This window comes from Microbacterium sp. TPD7012 (assembly GCF_003075395.1).
In the GTDB taxonomy this organism is placed as follows: Bacteria; Actinomycetota; Actinomycetes; order Actinomycetales; family Microbacteriaceae; genus Microbacterium.
In genome coordinates this window covers 329,250-345,180 of the sequence record NZ_QDFV01000004.1, presented here as the reverse complement: position 1 = coordinate 345,180, position 15,931 = coordinate 329,250, and the positions used below count along the sequence as shown (strand labels likewise).

Genomic DNA, 15,931 nt, shown 5'->3' with positions numbered 1-15,931 from the left:
TCAGTCCGTCGAGGTCGCCGTGAACTCCCACGTCGCCGTGGTCTCGAGACCCTGTTCGAGGCTCGCGTCCGCGGTCACGGCGAAGCACAGCTGCACGGCGGTTCCCGCCACAGCGGCCGTCGCTCCTTCGAGAAGCGGCACGGTCGTGACGCCGGCCTGGGCATCGAGCGTCGCGCCGGTCGCGATCGGGGTGCCCACCGCGGATGCCGCGTTGCAGGTGGCCCCGGGGGCGAGGGCGTAGATCGCATAGCCGAGGTGGTCGGTGTTCGACGTCGCTGCCGGATCGGCCGTGGTCCCGGCGGCGACGAGGTCGGCTCCGGTGGTCGTTCCTGCGGCGAGGCGCACCCAGAAGCCGGCATACACCGCGTCGTCGGGGGACATGTTGTCGACGATGTCCGCCGGGAGGTCGAAGGCGAGCGTGGCGGCGGTGTCTCCGTCGTCGACGTTGTGGTCGCTGTAGTTCGCATCGACGTCACCGGCTGTGGATCCCTCGAGGTTGAAGGATCCGGCGGTGAAGGTGCCGGTCGCGAACTCGGAATCGTTCCAGGCGGCGAGCGTCACCGCGACGCCGACACCGAGCACGAGTCCGCCCGCGAGCACCGCGAGCACCTTCCGCTGATTCTGCTTCTTGACCATGTTCGTCCCCCTCAGGATTCGGTCGATGGCGTGAACCACCGGTCCCTCCTCCGAGACCTACGGTTCCGCCGGTTTCAGTCTTTCAGCCAAATCCCAGGTGACAAGCCGTTTCCGTGCAGGAAGAACGCACATCGCGCGCAGAAGGGTCTTCCGCGGCTCACCGCTCTCAGCGCCGAGCGCCGATCGGATCACGCCTGCAGCACGCGTCTCGCCTCGTCGGCGACCTCGGCCGCGATGGTGTCGAGGAGGTCGGAGCGCAGGTTCCACTGCTGCCAGTAGAGCTTCACCCGCAGCGACGGGCCGCCGAGGCTCACCAGCCCCGGCGCCTCCTGCAGCCGAGGGAGCATGCCCCACCCCAGGCCGAGCTGCACGGCCAGCGCGTAGTCGTGCGACGCCGGGACGTACTGCCGGGGCACCCCCTGATGTGACACGCCCTGTGCGCGCAGCCAGTCGTGCTGCAGCGTGTCGCGCCGGTCGAAGTCGACGAACGGGGCGTCCGCCAGGGCCGCGCGGTCGACGCCGTCGGCGAACCAGCGCTCCGCGAATGCGGGCGCGGCCACGGCTCGGTACTCGATCATGCCCAGCGGTGCGACCGAGCATCCCGCGACGGGGTTCTCCTCGCTCGTGACCGCCGCCATGACGGTGCCGGACTCGAGCAGCCGCGCCGTGAAGTTCTGATCGTCCCGGTGCAGGTCGAAGTCGATGTCGTGTCGTGCGGACAGCCGGGCGAGCGGAGCCAGGAACCAGGTCGCCATCGAGTCGGCGTTCACCGCGAGCGGGATGCTGGTGCGCCGGGCACCGGCGCCGTCGTCGATGCCGACGCCGGCGAGCGCATCGTGCTCGAGCAGGGCGATCTGTCTCGCCAGCCGCACGACCGCCTCCCCCGCCTCGGTCAGCGTCGCGGGCTTCGTCCGGACGACGAGGATGCGGCCGAGCTGCTGTTCCAGAGCCTTCAGGCGCTGGCTGACAGCCGACGGGGTGATGCGCAGGCGCCGCGAGGCCGCGTCGAGCGTGCCCTCGTCGGCCACGGCGGCGACGGTGGCGGCGAGTTCTGGATCGATCTTCACATTAGCCAGGCTAATGGTTCGGAAGGAATCATCGCTGGTGCTGTTGAGTGACGAAATCTAGTCTGAGACACATGCTCCCCGTGCTCGCCGGCCTCGGTCTCGGCCTCTCCCTCATCGTCGCCATCGGCGCGCAGAACGTCTTCGTCCTGCGGCAGGGCATCCGCCGCGAGCACGTGCTGGCCGTGGTCGTGATCTGCGCGGTGTCCGATGCCGTGCTCATCATCGCCGGCGTCGCGGGCCTCGGCTTCGTCGTCTCGGCGGCGCCGTGGCTCGTGGTGGTCGCACGGTGGGCCGGTGCGCTCTTCCTGCTGACGTACGGCGTGCTGGCCGCCCGGCGCGCGTGGAAGGGCGGCGAAGCGGGCCTCGAGCCGGGCGGGACGGATGCCGCGCCGCCCACGGCATCCGCTGCGGGCGATGGCGCGACCGCGACGCTCACGCGCACCCGTCTCGCGCCCGTGATCCTCACCGTGCTCGCGCTGACGTGGCTCAACCCGCACGTGTATCTCGACACCGTCCTCATGCTCGGCTCGATCGCCGCCACGCACGGCGAGGACCGATGGCTGTTCGCCGCGGGGGCCGTCGCGGCCAGCATCCTCTGGTTCACCGCGCTGGGATTCGGCGCCCGCTACGTCGGCCGCTGGCTGCGCACGCCGCTCTCGTGGCGCATCCTCGACGCGGCGATCGCCGTGGTGATGATCGTCATCGCCGTCAGCCTCGTGCTGCCGGTCCTCGGGGGCTGAGACTTCGCTCTCAGGCGCCGTCGAGCGGGCGCATGATGCGCGTCAGGAACCTCTGCGTGCGCTCGTGCTGCGGAGCGCTGAACAACCGATCCGGCGTCCCCTGCTCGACGACGACCCCGCCGTCCATGAACAGCACGTGGTCCGCCGCCTCACGGGCGAAGCTCAGCTCGTGGGTGACCACGGCCATGGTCCACCCCTCGTCGGCGAGCTCCTTGATCACGACGAGCACGTCGCCGACGAGCTCGGGGTCGAGAGCACTGGTCGGCTCGTCGAACAGCAGCAGATCCGGCTTCAGCGCGAGCGCGCGGACGATGCCGACCCGCTGCTGCTGCCCGCCGGAGAGCTGATGCGGTCGCGCGTCCGCCTTGTCGCTCAGACCGACCCGGTCGAGCAGCACCCGCGCTTCGGCGACCACCTCGTCCTTCGGCCGGCCCTGCACACGCCAGGGTCCTTCGATGACGTTCTGCAGCACGGTGAAGTGCGGGAACAGGTTGTGGTGCTGGAACACCATCGCCGAGCGGTCGCGCAGAGCGAGGCGCTGCTGCTTCGCGATGCGCGCGGGTACTCCCGACGCCGCGAAGTCGATGTCCGGCCCTCCGTCGACCTCGATGGTGCCGGCATCCGGCGTCTCGAGGCCGTTCAGCGCCCGCAGCACGGTGGTCTTGCCGGAGCCGCTCGGCCCGATCAGCACCAGCACCTCACCGCGGTGCAGCGTCAGGTCGATGCCGCGGAGCACCTCGTTGTCGCCGAAGCTCTTGCGGACGCCTCGGGCGGTGAGCAGCGGCGCTGCCGCGGGCGGGAGAGCGGGGTCAGTGAGCGACACGGCTGTCGAGCCTCCTCTCCAGTGCGCTCTGGCCGGCGGAGAGCACCAGGCAGAACACCCAGTAGACCAGTGCCGCCGTCAGATACAGGATCATGAACTCGTAGGTGGTGGACGCGATCTGCTGCGCCACCTTGAACAGCTCCGTCACCAGGATCAGCGACGTCAGCGACGTGTCCTTCACGAGTGAGATGAACGTGTTGGACAGCGGCGGAACCGACACCCGTGCCGCCTGCGGCAGGATGACGCGCGTGAGCGTGCGGGTGCGGTTCATGCCGACGGTGTACGCCGCCTCCCACTGCCCCTGGGGCACCGAGAGGATGGCCGCGCGCACCACCTCCGCCCCGTAGCCGCCCACGTTGAGCGAGAGCGCGATGATCGCGCTCGGCCACGGGTCGATCGTGATGCCGATCGAGGGCATGCCGTAGAAGATCACGAACAGCTGCACGAGCAGCGGCGTTCCGCGGATGACCGAGATGTAGAACCGGGCGATCCCCGACAGGACCGGGTTGACCGAGATGCGCATCAGCGCGATGCCGACCGCGATCACGAGGCCCAGGGCGAACGACGCCAGGGCGAGCGGGACCGTCGCCGTCAGCCCCGCCAGAGCGATGGGGCCGAGCGAGTCGAGGAACAGCTGCCAGGGCGAGGTCGGTTCCATGGGTTACTGCGTGACGTCTTCGCCGAAGTACTTCTCGCTGATCTCCGCGAGCGTGCCGTCGGCGCGCAGCTCGTCGAGCGCGGCGTCCACGGCCTCGACCAGGCTCTTCTTGTCCTTCGTGAACACGAAGGCCTGCTCGCCGGCCTCGTCGGTCTCGGCGGCGATCTTCAGACCCGAGGGGCTGTTGGTCGTCTCGTAATCGAGGAAGGTGAGCTTGTCGTTGATCGTCGCATCCACGCGCCCCTGACGCAGCAGCTCGACGGCCTGGGCCCAGCCCTCGACGCCCTCGACCTTCGCGCCGGACTCGGTGGCGAGGTCGTTCCAGTTGCTGGTGAGCGACTGCGCGGTGGTCTTCCCGTCGAGGTCGGCGAACGACGAGATCGAGTCGTCATCCTCGTTCACGACGATCACGCCGGGCGAGACGGTGTACGCCTCGCTGAAGAGGTACTTCGCGGTGCGCTCGTCGTTGATCGTGACCTGGTTCGCGATGACGTCGAAGCGACCGGCGTCGAGGCCCGCGAAGATCGCGTCCCACTGCGTCTCCTCGAACGCGACCTCGAGGTCGAGCTTGTCGGCCACGGCCTGGATGATCTCGACGTCGTATCCGGTCAGCGCACCGGCGCCGTTGTCGTCGTGGAAGCTGAACGGGCGGTACGTGCCCTCGGTCGCGACGGTCAGTGTGCCGTCCTTCACGAGACCGAAGTCGGATGCCGAGCCGCTGTCACCGCTCGCGCTCGACTCCTCCGGTGCGCTCGAGCCGCTGCACGCGGTGAGCGCGGCGGCGGTGAGAACGAGTGCCGTGACGGCGATCAGGCGACGAGACATGGGACCCTCCTGGGGTGCGGTGTGCGCGCGTGCTGTGGCGCGGGGACGGAACCCATCCACAGTACGCGCCCGTGCGAGCCGGTGCCGCATCCGATGACGTCGGGTTTCGGTCGGCGAACGCAGGAATGCCCCCGCCGAAGGCGGGGGCATTCCTCTGTGACGGGTCGAAGCGTCAGATGGCGTTGACGTCCAGCGGGATGCCGGGGCCGAACGTGGTCGACACCGCACCCTTCTGGATGTAGCGGCCCTTCGAGCTCGACGGCTTGAGGCGCACGATCTCCTCGAGCGCTGCGTCGATGTTCTCGTTCAGCTGCTCGGCGGTGAAGGAGGCCTTGCCGACGACGAAGTGCACGTTGGCGTGCTTGTCGACGCGGAACTCGATCTTTCCGCCCTTGATCTCCTCGACGGCCTTGGCCGTGTTCGGGGTGACGGTGCCGGTCTTCGGGTTCGGCATCAGGCCACGCGGACCCAGGACCTTACCGAGACGACCGACCTGACCCATGAGCTCCGGGGTCGAGACCGCGGCGTCGAAGTTGGTCCAGCCGTCGGCGACCTTCTGGATGAGCTCGGCGCCACCGACCTCGTCGGCGCCTGCGGCGATCGCGGCCTCAGCGGCCGGACCCGTCGCGAACACGATGACGCGGGCGGTCTTGCCGGTGCCGTGGGGCAGGATGACGGTGCCGCGCACCATCTGGTCGGCCTTGCGGGGGTCGACGGCGAGCTTCAGCGCGACCTCGACGGTCGAGTCGAACTTCGCGGAGCCGGTCTCCTTCGCGAGGGCGACTGCCTCGGACGGGGTGTAGAAGCGGTCTGCCTCGATCTTCTCGGCAGCAGCGTTGTAAGCCTTGGACTTAGCCATGATTATTCTCCTCAGCCCTCGACCGTGATGCCCATGGAACGGGCGGTGCCGGCGATGATCTTGGCGGCGGCCTCGATGTCGTTGGCGTTCAGGTCGGCCTGCTTGGTCTCTGCGATCTGACGGACCTGGTCCTTGGTGATCTTCGCGACCTTGACCGTGTGCGGGGTCGACGACCCCTTCTGCACGCCGGCGGCCTTCTTGATGAGCTCCGCAGCCGGCGGGGTCTTCAGGATGAACGTGAAGCTGCGGTCCTCGTAGACGGTGATCTCGACGGGGATGACGTTGCCGCGCTGCGACTCGGTCGCGGCGTTGTACGCCTTGCAGAACTCCATGATGTTGACGCCATGCTGACCGAGCGCGGGGCCGATCGGCGGCGCCGGGTTGGCTGCACCGGCGTTGATCTGAAGCTTGATCAGGCCGGTCACCTTCTTCTTCGGTGCCATTCTCTTTCCTTTCATCGAACCGGATGCCATCGGCATCCGTTTCTCCCACGGACCCGGCATCTCCGGGTCGTGGTCGTCTGCGCGCGTCGAAACGCCGCACAAACCACACAAGTCTACCCGATCAGCGGAGCCGCCGTGTTCGGCATCCGGCGGCCGCGGATGCCGGATCAGAAACGCATCGGAGCGAGCGGCTAGAGAGTCGTTTCTGATCCATCCTGCGCCGATGGGGCTCCGTAGAGGGCCGCCATCCGCTCGCCGAGGTCACGGAGCGCGCTGCGCACGGACTGCGGCTCCACCACCTCGGCGACCCCGGTCCACCCCGCGAGCTGCTCGGCCAGCGCGTCGACACGGTGGGCGCTGACCTCCATCCGCACGCGACCTGCGCCGTCGGGCTGTTCGTCGAGCATCCGCGCCTGCACCCCGAACCGGTCGCTGATCGCCTTCACCGCCCACGGCTCGACGTGCACGACCGCGCGGACAGCCCCGCGGAACGCTTCGACCCGCTCGACCATCTCGGCCCAGGCGAGCGCCCCGTCGAACTCGACAGGGGCAGTCCCGCGCACCCCCAGCAGGCGCAGCCCGAGGATCCGATCCGCCCGATACGTCCGCAGCCGCCCGGCGTCCGCGGCATCCGTCCCCTCGACGACCGGCGCGGCTATGAGGTACCAGCGCGGGCCCCTGCTGCCGACCATCAGCGGCACGACCTCCGCCTCGCTCGGACCGGACGAGCCGTCGTACTGCAGCGCGACCTGCACGGAGCCGGCGATCGCCCGCTGCAGCTCCGCCACGACCGGGGGAGGCGAGTCGTCTTCGGTGACGCCCCAGGGCGCGTCGCGCACCGTCGAGACCGCGACGCGCTGCGCGCCCTCCCGGAACGGCTCGGGAACCGCGCGGACGAGCTTCCGCATCGCCGCGATCCGCTCCGGCGTCGCCGCGCCGCTCTGCGTGAGCGCCACGAGCAGCGAGTTCACCTCGCCCTGAGTGAGCCCGGTGAGGTCGGTGCGTGCGCCCCCGATCAGTCGCCAGCCGCCGCCTCTCCCCCGCGTCGGGTAGATCGGGACGCCCGACATCGCGAGCGCCTCCAGGTCCCGCCGCGCTGTCGGCACCGACACCTCGAGTTCGGCGGCGAGCTCGGATGCCGTCACCTGCGGCCGCCCCTGGAGGAACAGGAGGGCCTGGATGAGACGGTCGGCGCGCATCTCCGAACTCTTTTCTGAAGTGATCATTCGGTGATCACTTCACCGGGAAGCATAGAAGAAACAGCCCCACCGATGAAGGAGAACGACATGTTCCGTGGACTCGCCAATCTCAACCTCGTCGCCGAGGACATGACGGCAGCCGTCGCCTGGTACGCCGAGGTCTTCGACACTCCCCCGTACTTCGTCCGCCCCGAGCAGGGCCCCGTGCAGTACGCGGAGTGGCGCTTCGGCGACGACGAAGACGAATTCGCTCTCATGGACGCGCGATTCCGCCCGGCGCTCGCACAGCCGGGCGGCGCGCTGATGAGCATCCACGTCGACGACGTCCGGTCGAGCGTCGACCGGCTCATCGAGCTCGGCGCGACGGTCTTCGATCCGGTGACCCAGCGCGGAGAGGGCTGGTGGTCGGCATCCGTCAGCGATCCCTTCGGCAACCTGCTCGGCCTGATCCAGAGCCCGCACTGGGCGGCCCAGCACGCCTGACCGCCGGCAGACGCGAGAACGGCCGCCCCCGACAGGGGACGGCCGTTCTCGTACGCTTCGACTGGTTCAGCGACCCAGAGGGTCAGACCATCTTGGTGACCTGGTCGAACGACAGCTCGACCGGGGTCTCGCGCTCGAAGAGCGAGACGAGGACCGTGAGCTTGCCGCTCTCGGGCTTGATCTCGCTGATCGAACCGGGAAGACCCGCGAACGAGCCCTCCTTGATCGTGATGGTCTCGCCGACCTCGAAGTCGACCTCGGCCGGCAGCGGACGAGCGACGGCGACGCCGCCCTTCGACGCGATGTTCTTGGCCGTGGGGACGTCCTTGACCTCGACGAGGGACTTCAGCATGTTGAAGGCCTCTTCGAAGCGCAGCGGCGTCGGGTTGTGGGCGTTGCCCACGAAGCCGGTGACGCCCGGCGTGTGACGGACGACCGACCAGGTGTCTTCGGTGAGCTCCATGCGCACCAGCACGTAGCCGGGGATGCGCACGCGGGTGACCATCTTGCGCTGGCCGTTCTTGATCTCGACGACGTCCTCCATCGGGACCTCGATCTGGTAGATCTCGTCCTCGACCTCGAGCGTCGACTTGCGCTGCTCGATGTTCGCCTTCACCTTGCGCTCGAAGCCGGCGTAGGAGTGGATGACGTACCACTTGCCGGGGAGCATGCGCAGGTCCAGACGGAAGGCCTCGTAGGGGTCCTCCTCGGCGTCGTCGTCCTCGTCGTCCTCGGACGGACGGTCGTCTTCGCCGTTCACGTCGGGGCCGTCGTAGGGGGTGACCTCGTCGGCCGCCGCCGCTTCCTGCTCTGCGGTCTCCTCTGCGACGGAATCGTTGAGCACCTCGGCAGCAGCCTCGGTCTCCGCCGTCTCGTCCAAGTTCAGAGCGTCGTTCACGATCGCGTCCGCCTCCGGGTCGTCGATGTCGATGTCGATGTCTTCCGTGCTGTCCTCGTCTTCGTCCTCGTCTTCGACGTGGACGGCGACGTGCTCGGCCGAGGTGACCGAGAGCTCCTCCGCGGCGAGGACGTTGCCCTCCTGGGCCTCGTCCTCCTCGCTGGACTGCTCTGCGGCGGTCGCCCAGTCGGCGTCGTCGGAATATCGTTCAGACACGTTGCTTCTTCTCCATAGCTGCGGCGCGAGCCGCGGGCGTCATCAGTCGGGGATTCCGAAAACCCAGTGCGTCACGTACGCGAACAGAGTGTCCAAGCCGTAGACGATGCCCATGACGATCAGAACGAAGACGAGCACCACACCGGTGAACTTGAACAGCTCCTTGCGAGTCGGTGTGACGACCTTGCGCAGTTCGGAGATGACCTGACGGATGAACAGGGCGATTCCCCCGAAGAACCGGGAGAAGGGGTTGCCCTTCTTCTCACGGGTGGCGCCGGCCGCGACCAGCTCGCCGCGCGGTTCGTCCTGATCCATCCTGAATGTACCTTTCGTGTGTCAGCGTTGCGCTGACGCGCAGGGCGGACAGGAATCGAACCTGCAACCTGCGGTTTTGGAGACCGCTGCTCTGCCAATTGAGCTACCGCCCTAGAGGCCTGGAGGCCTCGGGGTGTTCTCCCCACTCTGCCACCGAACTGTGATCGGGAGATCCCAGGCACGGCGAAAGAATGCAGACAACAACTGCTCACCCAGCATACGGCATCCTCCGAGGGAAGCCGAACCGAGGAGAGCCCGGTGTTGTTGTTAGGCTCGGCGAGCGGATGCAGTGGGAGGGAGCGCCGGTGAGCGCTGATGTGCAGCAGTTCCAGGTGGACCTGCGCGGAGTCGTCGACCTGCTCAGCAGGCACATCTACTCCAGTCCTCGCGTGTATCTGCGCGAACTCCTGCAGAACGCCCGCGACGCCATCACGGCGCGTCGCGAGGTGGACGGCGGGGGCGGCCGTATCCGGATCACGCCCCTCACAGCCGAGACCGGCGAGTTCGTCCTGCGCGACGACGGCGTCGGGCTGACGGCGTCCGAGGTCGCCGATCTCCTCGCCACCGTCGGTCGGAGCTCCAAGCGCGACATCTTCGACCTGCCCCGCAGCGACTACCTCGGCCAGTTCGGGATCGGACTGCTCAGCTGCTTCATGGTCGCCGACACGATCGTGATCCGCTCCCGGAGCGCCAGAGGCGGCGCCTCGGTCGAGTGGACCGGCAGCGCCGACGGCACCTTCCAGGTCGCCGAGATCGACGAGGAGCTCCCCATCGGCACCAGCGTGCATCTCGTGCCGCGCTTCGACGCCGACGAGCTTCTGCGCCCCGCGGCCGTGCACGAGCTGGCCACGACCTTCGGCGAGTTCCTCCCTGTGCGGGTGACCGTCGACGCGGCCGGCGGGGACGTCGACATCACCCGGGATGCGCCGTTCCTCGACCCGGCGGACGACCTCGAGGCCGCCGCCGTCTACGGGCGCGACCTCCTCGGCGCCGCCCCGCTGGACGTGATCGAGCTCGCCGAGCCCGCGACCGGAACCCGCGGCCTCGCCTACGTGCTCCCCTACGCTCCCCCGCCCGGCGCGCGCCAGGCGACCCGGATGTATCTCGGCCGGATGCTGCTCTCCGAGCGCGTGGACGACGTGCTCCCGGACTGGGCGTTCTTCGTACGCGCGGTCGTCGACTCCACCGGGCTCGCCCCCACCGCGAGCCGGGAGTCGCTGGTCGAGGATGCGGCACTGGAGCGGGTCCGCGAGCAGCTCGGCGCCGGCATCCGCCGCTGGGTGCTGGAGCTCGGCCTGCGCGAGCCGCACCGTCTCGCGCAGTTCGTCGCCGTGCACGAGGTCGGCCTCAAATCGCTCGTCCGCCACGACGAGGAGCTCGCGCGTTTCATCACGCGCTGGCTGACGGTGGAGACCACGCACGGCACGATGCGCATCGGCGATCTCGTCGAGCGGTACCCGCACATCCGCTATGCGCAGAGCGTCGACGAGTTCCGCCAGGTGGCCGGGATCTCCCCCGCCGACGAGGTGCTCGTCAACGGCGGCTACCTGTACGACGCCGACCTGATCCGGATGCTGCCCGAGCTGCACCCGCACGTCTCGGTCGAGCAGGTCGACGTCACGGGCGAGCTCGACCGATTGGACCCCCCGCCTCTCGACGACCGCGATGCCGCCGTAGCCCTCGAAGCCCGAGCGGGCGCCGTGCTCGCGGCATCCGACTGCTCGGTCGTCGTCCGCTCGATCGACCGACCCGAGCTCGCGGCGCTCTACGTCGCCGACCCCGAGGTGCTGAGGGCGATCGACCGCGGACGCACCAAGGGCGTGACCGGGGCGCTCTGGGGCGGCGTGCTCGACCGCATCGACCGGACGCTCTCGACGGCGCGCGAGGACGACCTCCGTGCGCGGCTCTGCCTGAACTGGTCGAACCGCGTCGTCCGCGCCCTCGTCCGCGTGCAGGACGAGGCGGTGTTCGGCCGGACCGTCCAGCTCCTCTACATCCAGGCGCTGCTGGCGGGTCATCATCCGCTCGGCGACGCCGACCGCGCGTTGATGACCAGCGCGCTCTCCGACCTCGTCTCGCTCTCGGCCGGTCTGGAAGGGGACTCGATCCCCTTCGGCGACGCCCACTGACATCTCCACCGAAAGGGCACGTCCATGGCACGTCCGAAGAAGCGCTTCCAGCAGCTCATCGAGGAGATCGACCGCACCCCGTGGGGTCCGGCGGAGCAGGCGCTCGTCGCCGAAGCCGTCGCCCTGGCCGTCGAGCTCGGCGACGAGCGGCTCGAGTACGACGCACGGATGCGGCAGACGGCATCTGCCAACATGGGCGGCGCCACCGACGTCATGCTGAACTCGTTCGCGTGGTGCCTGGCGCACCACGACGCCGACCCGCAGCGCTTCCCCTCCGACATCGACAACGGCGGCGCCGACCTGATGTGGCAGTTCAAGTGGATGGCCTCGGCCCTGCGCTCCTCTCCGGCCTTCTCGCAGGAGCAGATCGCCGCCGTCCTCGACGACATGGAGTCGCACTACCGCACCGCGGGCCTCGGGCTGAGCGGTGTGCTCACGGCGCGCTTCGAGGACGCCTGGGATGCCGGACGCTTCGACGATGCGGAGGCGCTGCGGGTGCAGCTCGAGGCGACCCCTCGCGACGAGCACAGCCACTGCGACGCGTGCGGGCGCAGCCAGTTCGCCGGATTCTTCGCCGAGACCGACCGCGATGCCGATGCCATCCGCCTCGTCGAGGAGATGATCGAGGGCGGCTTCTCCTGCGGAGAGGAGCCGGAGCACGCCCTGTCGCGTGTGCTGCTGCCCTATCTGCGCGCGGGACGCCCCGACGACGCGAAGACGGCGCACCTGCGCAGCTACCGGCTGGCGAAGGACAACCCCGACAATCTGCGCATCGTCGCAGGCAACATCGTCTTCGCCGCGGTCACCGGCAACGAGGCAAGGGCTCTGGCGATGGTCGAGCGGCACATCGGGTGGCTGGCGCACGACGGACTGAACGTCGACGCGCACTTCGCCGCCCTCGCCGCCTTCGCGGTCGCGCTGGACCGGGTGACCGCCGTCGGGCACGGCGAGACTCCCGTCCGCGGCGCCGACTCCGCCGGGCTCGTCCCGTTCTTCGGTGCGCACGACGGGGCGTGGACCGCCGCGGAGCTCGCCGCTGCCGCCTGGGCCGCCGCCGAGCGGATCGGCGCCGAGTTCGACCACCGCGACGGGACCGACGGTCATGCGCGCGCCCTGGCGCGGATGCGCGCGCTCGAGACCGAGAAGCACGACGTGCCGATCCGCTCGGACGCGTTCACTGCTCCTGCGCCGTCGGTCACGCCGGTCGACGCGGACGGCTGGTACGAGCGCGCGATGCAGCTCGCGCAGTTCGGCGCGGAGCACGAGATGCTCGAAGCCCTGCCCCGCGCACTGGAGGTCGACGACCCCGCGAAGCTCGCGCAGCTCCAGTCCATGCGGCTCGGCATCCTGATCGCGCTCGACCGCGCCGATGAGGCCGCCGAGCTGCTGCCGCAGCGGATCGCGGCCCTGCGCGCCGCCGGCCGGGACGAGCAGGCCGACCTGGAGGAGCGCCTGGGCCTCGCCACCTTCGGGCTGAACACCCCCGAGGCGGCCGCCGGACTCGAAGAGGAGATCGCCGCGTCCGCCGCGCTCCCCGCATGGTCGCGAGGCGATCTCGCGATCAGCCGCGCGTCCCTGCATCTGCAGGCCGATGAAGCGGATGCCGCGCTCGACCACGCCGAGGTGGCGGCGCGGGCGTTCGCCGAGGCGGAGGACACGCGCCTGTCCAACACGACCACCCTGGTGGCGATCTCGGCGCTGCTCAGCAAGGGCGACCTCGAAGCGGCATCCGCGCTGCTCGATCGCTTCCTGGCGCAGGACGACGTGAGCGCCGGCCATCGGGCGCAGGCACACCAGACCAGGGCGCGCGTGCGTGGAGGCAGCAGCGCCTATGTCGATGGCGCCACCGACGCGGATGAATCCTGCCGGCTGCTCGCCGAGCTCGGCGCGACCCGCGCGCTGGCCGAGGCGCACCTGCTCGCCGGCGCGCTCTGGGAAGACGCCGACGAGCCGGAGAAGGCCGTGTCGCGCTATCGGCTCGCGGCGCGCATGGGCGGGGAATCGGGAGGGGATTCGACCGGCGTGAACTTCCGGATGGCGCGCGCCATGCTGCGCGCCGGCGACGCCGTGGAGGCCGCCGAGCTGTTCGGCGAGGTGCTCCAGCAGGAGGAGCAGGCCGAGGTGCCCCCGGGTTCGCGCGCCATGACCGCGTCGATGCTGGCGCGTTCGCTGAGCGCGGCAGGCGAGTTCGGCCAGGCGGTGGGCGCGCACGGCTACGCGTCCGAGCTGTTCGCCGAGGCCGAGGAGCACGCCGACCAGGCCATGGCGATGACGGAGCAGGCCAAGATCCTCGCCCGCTTCGACGAGAACGACGACGCGATCGCCCTCCTCGAGTCGGCGGCCGAGATCGTGCGGCAGGCGGAGGATGCCGCCGGGGCCCGCGCCGAGGTGCTGCACAGCCTCGGCCAGGCCTACGGCGGGCGCGGCGACCAGCGCGCCTTCGGGCTCTTCGACGAGGTCGCGGCCCTGGCAGAGGAGCACGACGCGGGCTGGCTGCTGGCCGATGTGACCGACTCCCGCGGACGGGCTCTCGCCGAGCTCGGCAGGGTCGACGAGGCCGTCGCGGCGGCGCTCACGGCGGCCGACGGCTTCGCAGGGCTCGGCGACAGCGGGGCGGCCGGCAGCTCTGAGCTGTTCGCGGCCCGCGTTCTCGCCGGGAACGAGCGACCCGCCGACGCGGTGCCGGTCTACCGCAGTGCCCTCGAGCACGGCGCCGAGATCCCTCCGCTCCGTCAGGTGGCCGCGCTCGAGCTCGGCGATGTCCTCGAGGCGCTCGGACGGCACGGCGAGGCCGCCGAGGTCCGCGCGCTCGTCGAGAGCTGAGCGACCACCGCGACTCAGAAGAGCTGGCGCCAGTTGGCCTTCGCGAGATCGAGGAGCTCGTCGCCGCGGCCGGACATGACCGTGCGGATCGCGTAGAGCGCGAAGCCCTTGACCTGCGCGGCCTCGATCGCCGGCGGCATGGACAGCTCCTGCCGCTCGGTGACGACGTCGAGCAGGGCGGGCCCGTCATGGTCGAGCACTTCGCGCACGGCATCCGGCAGATCCTCGCTGCGCTCCACGCGGCGCGCGAAGATCCCCATCGCCTCGGCGATCGCGGCGAAGCTCGGGTTCTCCAGCCCCGTCCCGTAGGTGACGAAGCCGGCCGCCTTCATCTCCAGCTCGACGAAGTTCAGCGAGGAGTTGTTCACGACGATCGTCTTCACGGGCAGCTTGTTCTGCGTGAGGGTGAGGAGCTCGCCGAGCATCATCGAGAGGCCGCCGTCTCCGGCGAGCGCGACGACCTGTCGCTCCGGATGCGCGACCTGCGCCCCGATGCCGTGCAGCAGAGCGTTCGCCATGGAGCCGTGGGTGAACGAGCCGATGAGGCGGCGGCCCTCGGTCATCGAGAGGTAGCGGGCGGCCCACACGGTCGGCGACCCGACGTCGGCCGTGAAGATCGCGTCGTCGGCCGCGTACTCGTTCACGAGTCTGGCGAGGTACTGCGGGTGGATGGGGCGCTTACCCTTCGCCGGAACCGCCAGTTCGTCGAGCTTCTTCCGCGTCTTGCGGTAGTGGGCGGTGGCGTCGTCGAGGTGGCTGCGGTCGTCGCGCGTCGCCAGCCGGGGCAGCAGCGCCTCGGCCGTGGCGCGCACGTCGCCGACGAGACCGAGATCGAGCGGATGCCGCCTGCCGAGCTGCGCACCGCGGATGTCCACCTGGATGGTGGTGGCATGCTCCGGATAGAACTGCTCGTAGGGGAAGTCGCTCCCCAGCACCAGGAGGGCGTCTGCGGCCTCCATCGCGCGATAGCCCGAGGCGAAGCCGAGCAGCCCGGTCATCCCCACGTCGAACGGATTGTCGTACTCGATGAACTCCTTGCCGCGGAGCGCGTGCACGATCGGCGCGCCCAGTCGGTCGGCGAGCGCGATGACCTCGTCGTGCGCGCCCTCGACACCCGCACCGGCGAGGATCGTGACCTTCTTGGCGGCGTTCAGCAGCGTGGCGGCCTTCTCGAGCTCGGGCCCGCTGGGGACGATCACCGGGCGGGCGCGCTCGATCACGACGGCGCGGTTGTCGGCGATCTCGGCGAGGGCGACGTCGCCGGGGATGACGAGCACCGCGACGCCGCGCTGCTCGATGGCGGCGCGCATGGCGATCTCGAGCAGCCGCGGCATCTGCGCGGGATCCGCGACGTACTCGACATAGACGCTGCACTCCCGGAACAGCTCCTGCGGATGCGTCTCCTGGAAGTAGCCGGTGCCGATCTCGGTCGTGGGGATCTGCGCCGCGATCGCGAGCACCGGCACACGCGAGCGGTTCGCGTCGTACAGCCCGTTGATGAGGTGCAGGTTGCCCGGGCCGCACGATCCCGCGACGACGGCGAGCTCGCCCGTGGTGGCGGCATCCGCGGCGGCGGCGAAGGCCGCGGCCTCCTCGTGGCGCACGTGCACCCATCGGATCGTGCCGTCCTTGCGGAGCGCATCCGTGAAGCCGTTGAGCGAGTCCCCCGGGATGCCGTACACCCGCTCGATCCCGTTGGCGTGCAGAGTCTTGACGATGTTCTCAGCGACGTTGGCCATGCTTCGACCCTACGCCCGTGGTGCGGCCCCGGATCGGGAGCGCCCTTCGTCTCGTCGCTGCGCTCCTCGATCAGGAAC

The 15,931-nt window shown here is 69.8% G+C and carries 15 protein-coding genes and 1 tRNA gene; 4 read left to right on the top strand and 12 right to left on the bottom strand.

All coding sequences use genetic code 11. The features are described 5' to 3' along the window. The gene (locus DC434_RS13130; protein WP_116635951.1) at positions 1 to 636 is read right to left on the bottom strand and encodes a SipW-dependent-type signal peptide-containing protein; all 636 of its coding nucleotides are present in this window, start codon (positions 634 to 636) and stop codon (positions 1 to 3) included. Positions 637 to 824: 188 nt separating this feature from the next. Continuing rightward, positions 825 to 1,703: a LysR family transcriptional regulator ArgP gene (locus tag DC434_RS13125; protein WP_116635733.1), complete on the bottom strand. Its 879-nt coding sequence runs from the start codon at positions 1,701 to 1,703 to the stop codon at positions 825 to 827. A gap of 71 nt (positions 1,704 to 1,774) precedes the next feature. Between DC434_RS13125 and DC434_RS13120 the strand changes: the two genes are divergently transcribed. Beyond that, a complete protein-coding gene (locus DC434_RS13120) occupies positions 1,775 to 2,443 on the top strand; it encodes a LysE/ArgO family amino acid transporter (protein WP_116635732.1) in 669 nt (222 codons plus the stop codon). 10 nt (positions 2,444 to 2,453) lie between these two features. On the opposite strand, the gene DC434_RS13115 is transcribed toward DC434_RS13120, so the two are convergent. The 6 genes from DC434_RS13115 to DC434_RS13090 all read right to left on the bottom strand — a co-directional run bounded on the left by DC434_RS13115 (position 2,454) and on the right by DC434_RS13090 (position 7,250). Further along, on the bottom strand, positions 2,454 to 3,266 hold the full coding sequence (locus DC434_RS13115; RefSeq protein ID WP_116635731.1) for an amino acid ABC transporter ATP-binding protein: 813 nt from the start codon (positions 3,264 to 3,266) through the stop codon (positions 2,454 to 2,456). Beyond that, on the bottom strand, positions 3,253 to 3,924 hold the full coding sequence (locus DC434_RS13110; RefSeq protein ID WP_116635730.1) for an amino acid ABC transporter permease: 672 nt from the start codon (positions 3,922 to 3,924) through the stop codon (positions 3,253 to 3,255). The genes DC434_RS13115 and DC434_RS13110 overlap by 14 nt, the downstream gene beginning before the upstream one ends. A gap of 3 nt (positions 3,925 to 3,927) precedes the next feature. Continuing rightward, positions 3,928 to 4,749: an amino acid ABC transporter substrate-binding protein gene (locus DC434_RS13105; RefSeq protein WP_116635729.1), complete on the bottom strand. Its 822-nt coding sequence runs from the start codon at positions 4,747 to 4,749 to the stop codon at positions 3,928 to 3,930. Between the two features lie 172 nt (positions 4,750 to 4,921). Beyond that, positions 4,922 to 5,608 carry a 50S ribosomal protein L1 gene (rplA, locus tag DC434_RS13100; protein WP_116635728.1) on the bottom strand — a complete coding sequence of 229 codons (687 nt, stop codon included), beginning with the start codon at positions 5,606 to 5,608 and terminating at the stop codon, positions 4,922 to 4,924. Positions 5,609 to 5,619: 11 nt separating this feature from the next. Beyond that, complete coding sequence (gene rplK, locus DC434_RS13095) at positions 5,620 to 6,051, bottom strand: 50S ribosomal protein L11 (protein WP_116635727.1); 432 nt, start codon at positions 6,049 to 6,051, stop codon at positions 5,620 to 5,622. A gap of 191 nt (positions 6,052 to 6,242) precedes the next feature. Continuing rightward, entirely contained in the window at positions 6,243 to 7,250 is a 1,008-nt protein-coding gene (locus DC434_RS13090; RefSeq protein ID WP_165808067.1) for a WYL domain-containing protein, read from the bottom strand. 87 nt (positions 7,251 to 7,337) lie between these two features. Between DC434_RS13090 and DC434_RS13085 the strand changes: the two genes are divergently transcribed. Further along, positions 7,338 to 7,733, top strand: a complete 396-nt coding sequence (locus DC434_RS13085; protein WP_116635950.1) for a VOC family protein — start codon at positions 7,338 to 7,340, stop codon at positions 7,731 to 7,733. Positions 7,734 to 7,815: 82 nt separating this feature from the next. Here the strand turns inward: DC434_RS13085 and nusG are convergent, their stop codons facing one another. The 3 genes from nusG to DC434_RS13070 form a co-directional block, all read right to left on the bottom strand. Continuing rightward, positions 7,816 to 8,847: a transcription termination/antitermination protein NusG gene (gene nusG, locus DC434_RS13080; protein WP_116635725.1), complete on the bottom strand. Its 1,032-nt coding sequence runs from the start codon at positions 8,845 to 8,847 to the stop codon at positions 7,816 to 7,818. Between the two features lie 42 nt (positions 8,848 to 8,889). Then, positions 8,890 to 9,162 carry a preprotein translocase subunit SecE gene (gene secE, locus DC434_RS13075; protein WP_116635724.1) on the bottom strand — a complete coding sequence of 91 codons (273 nt, stop codon included), beginning with the start codon at positions 9,160 to 9,162 and terminating at the stop codon, positions 8,890 to 8,892. Positions 9,163 to 9,202: 40 nt separating this feature from the next. Beyond that, positions 9,203 to 9,275, bottom strand: a tRNA-Trp gene (locus tag DC434_RS13070). A 171-nt stretch (positions 9,276 to 9,446) separates the two neighbouring features. Here DC434_RS13070 and DC434_RS13065 point away from each other — a divergent pair. Next, complete coding sequence (locus DC434_RS13065; protein WP_116635723.1) at positions 9,447 to 11,291, top strand: HSP90 family protein; 1,845 nt, start codon at positions 9,447 to 9,449, stop codon at positions 11,289 to 11,291. Between the two features lie 24 nt (positions 11,292 to 11,315). Continuing rightward, positions 11,316 to 14,114 (top strand): hypothetical protein, encoded by a 2,799-nt coding sequence (locus tag DC434_RS13060; protein WP_116635722.1) that lies wholly within the window; start codon positions 11,316 to 11,318, stop codon positions 14,112 to 14,114. A 14-nt stretch (positions 14,115 to 14,128) separates the two neighbouring features. Here DC434_RS13060 and poxB read toward each other — a convergent pair whose 3' ends face one another. Beyond that, on the bottom strand, positions 14,129 to 15,853 hold the full coding sequence (gene poxB / locus DC434_RS13055; RefSeq protein ID WP_116635721.1) for a ubiquinone-dependent pyruvate dehydrogenase: 1,725 nt from the start codon (positions 15,851 to 15,853) through the stop codon (positions 14,129 to 14,131). Positions 15,854 to 15,931: the final 78 nt, after the last annotated feature.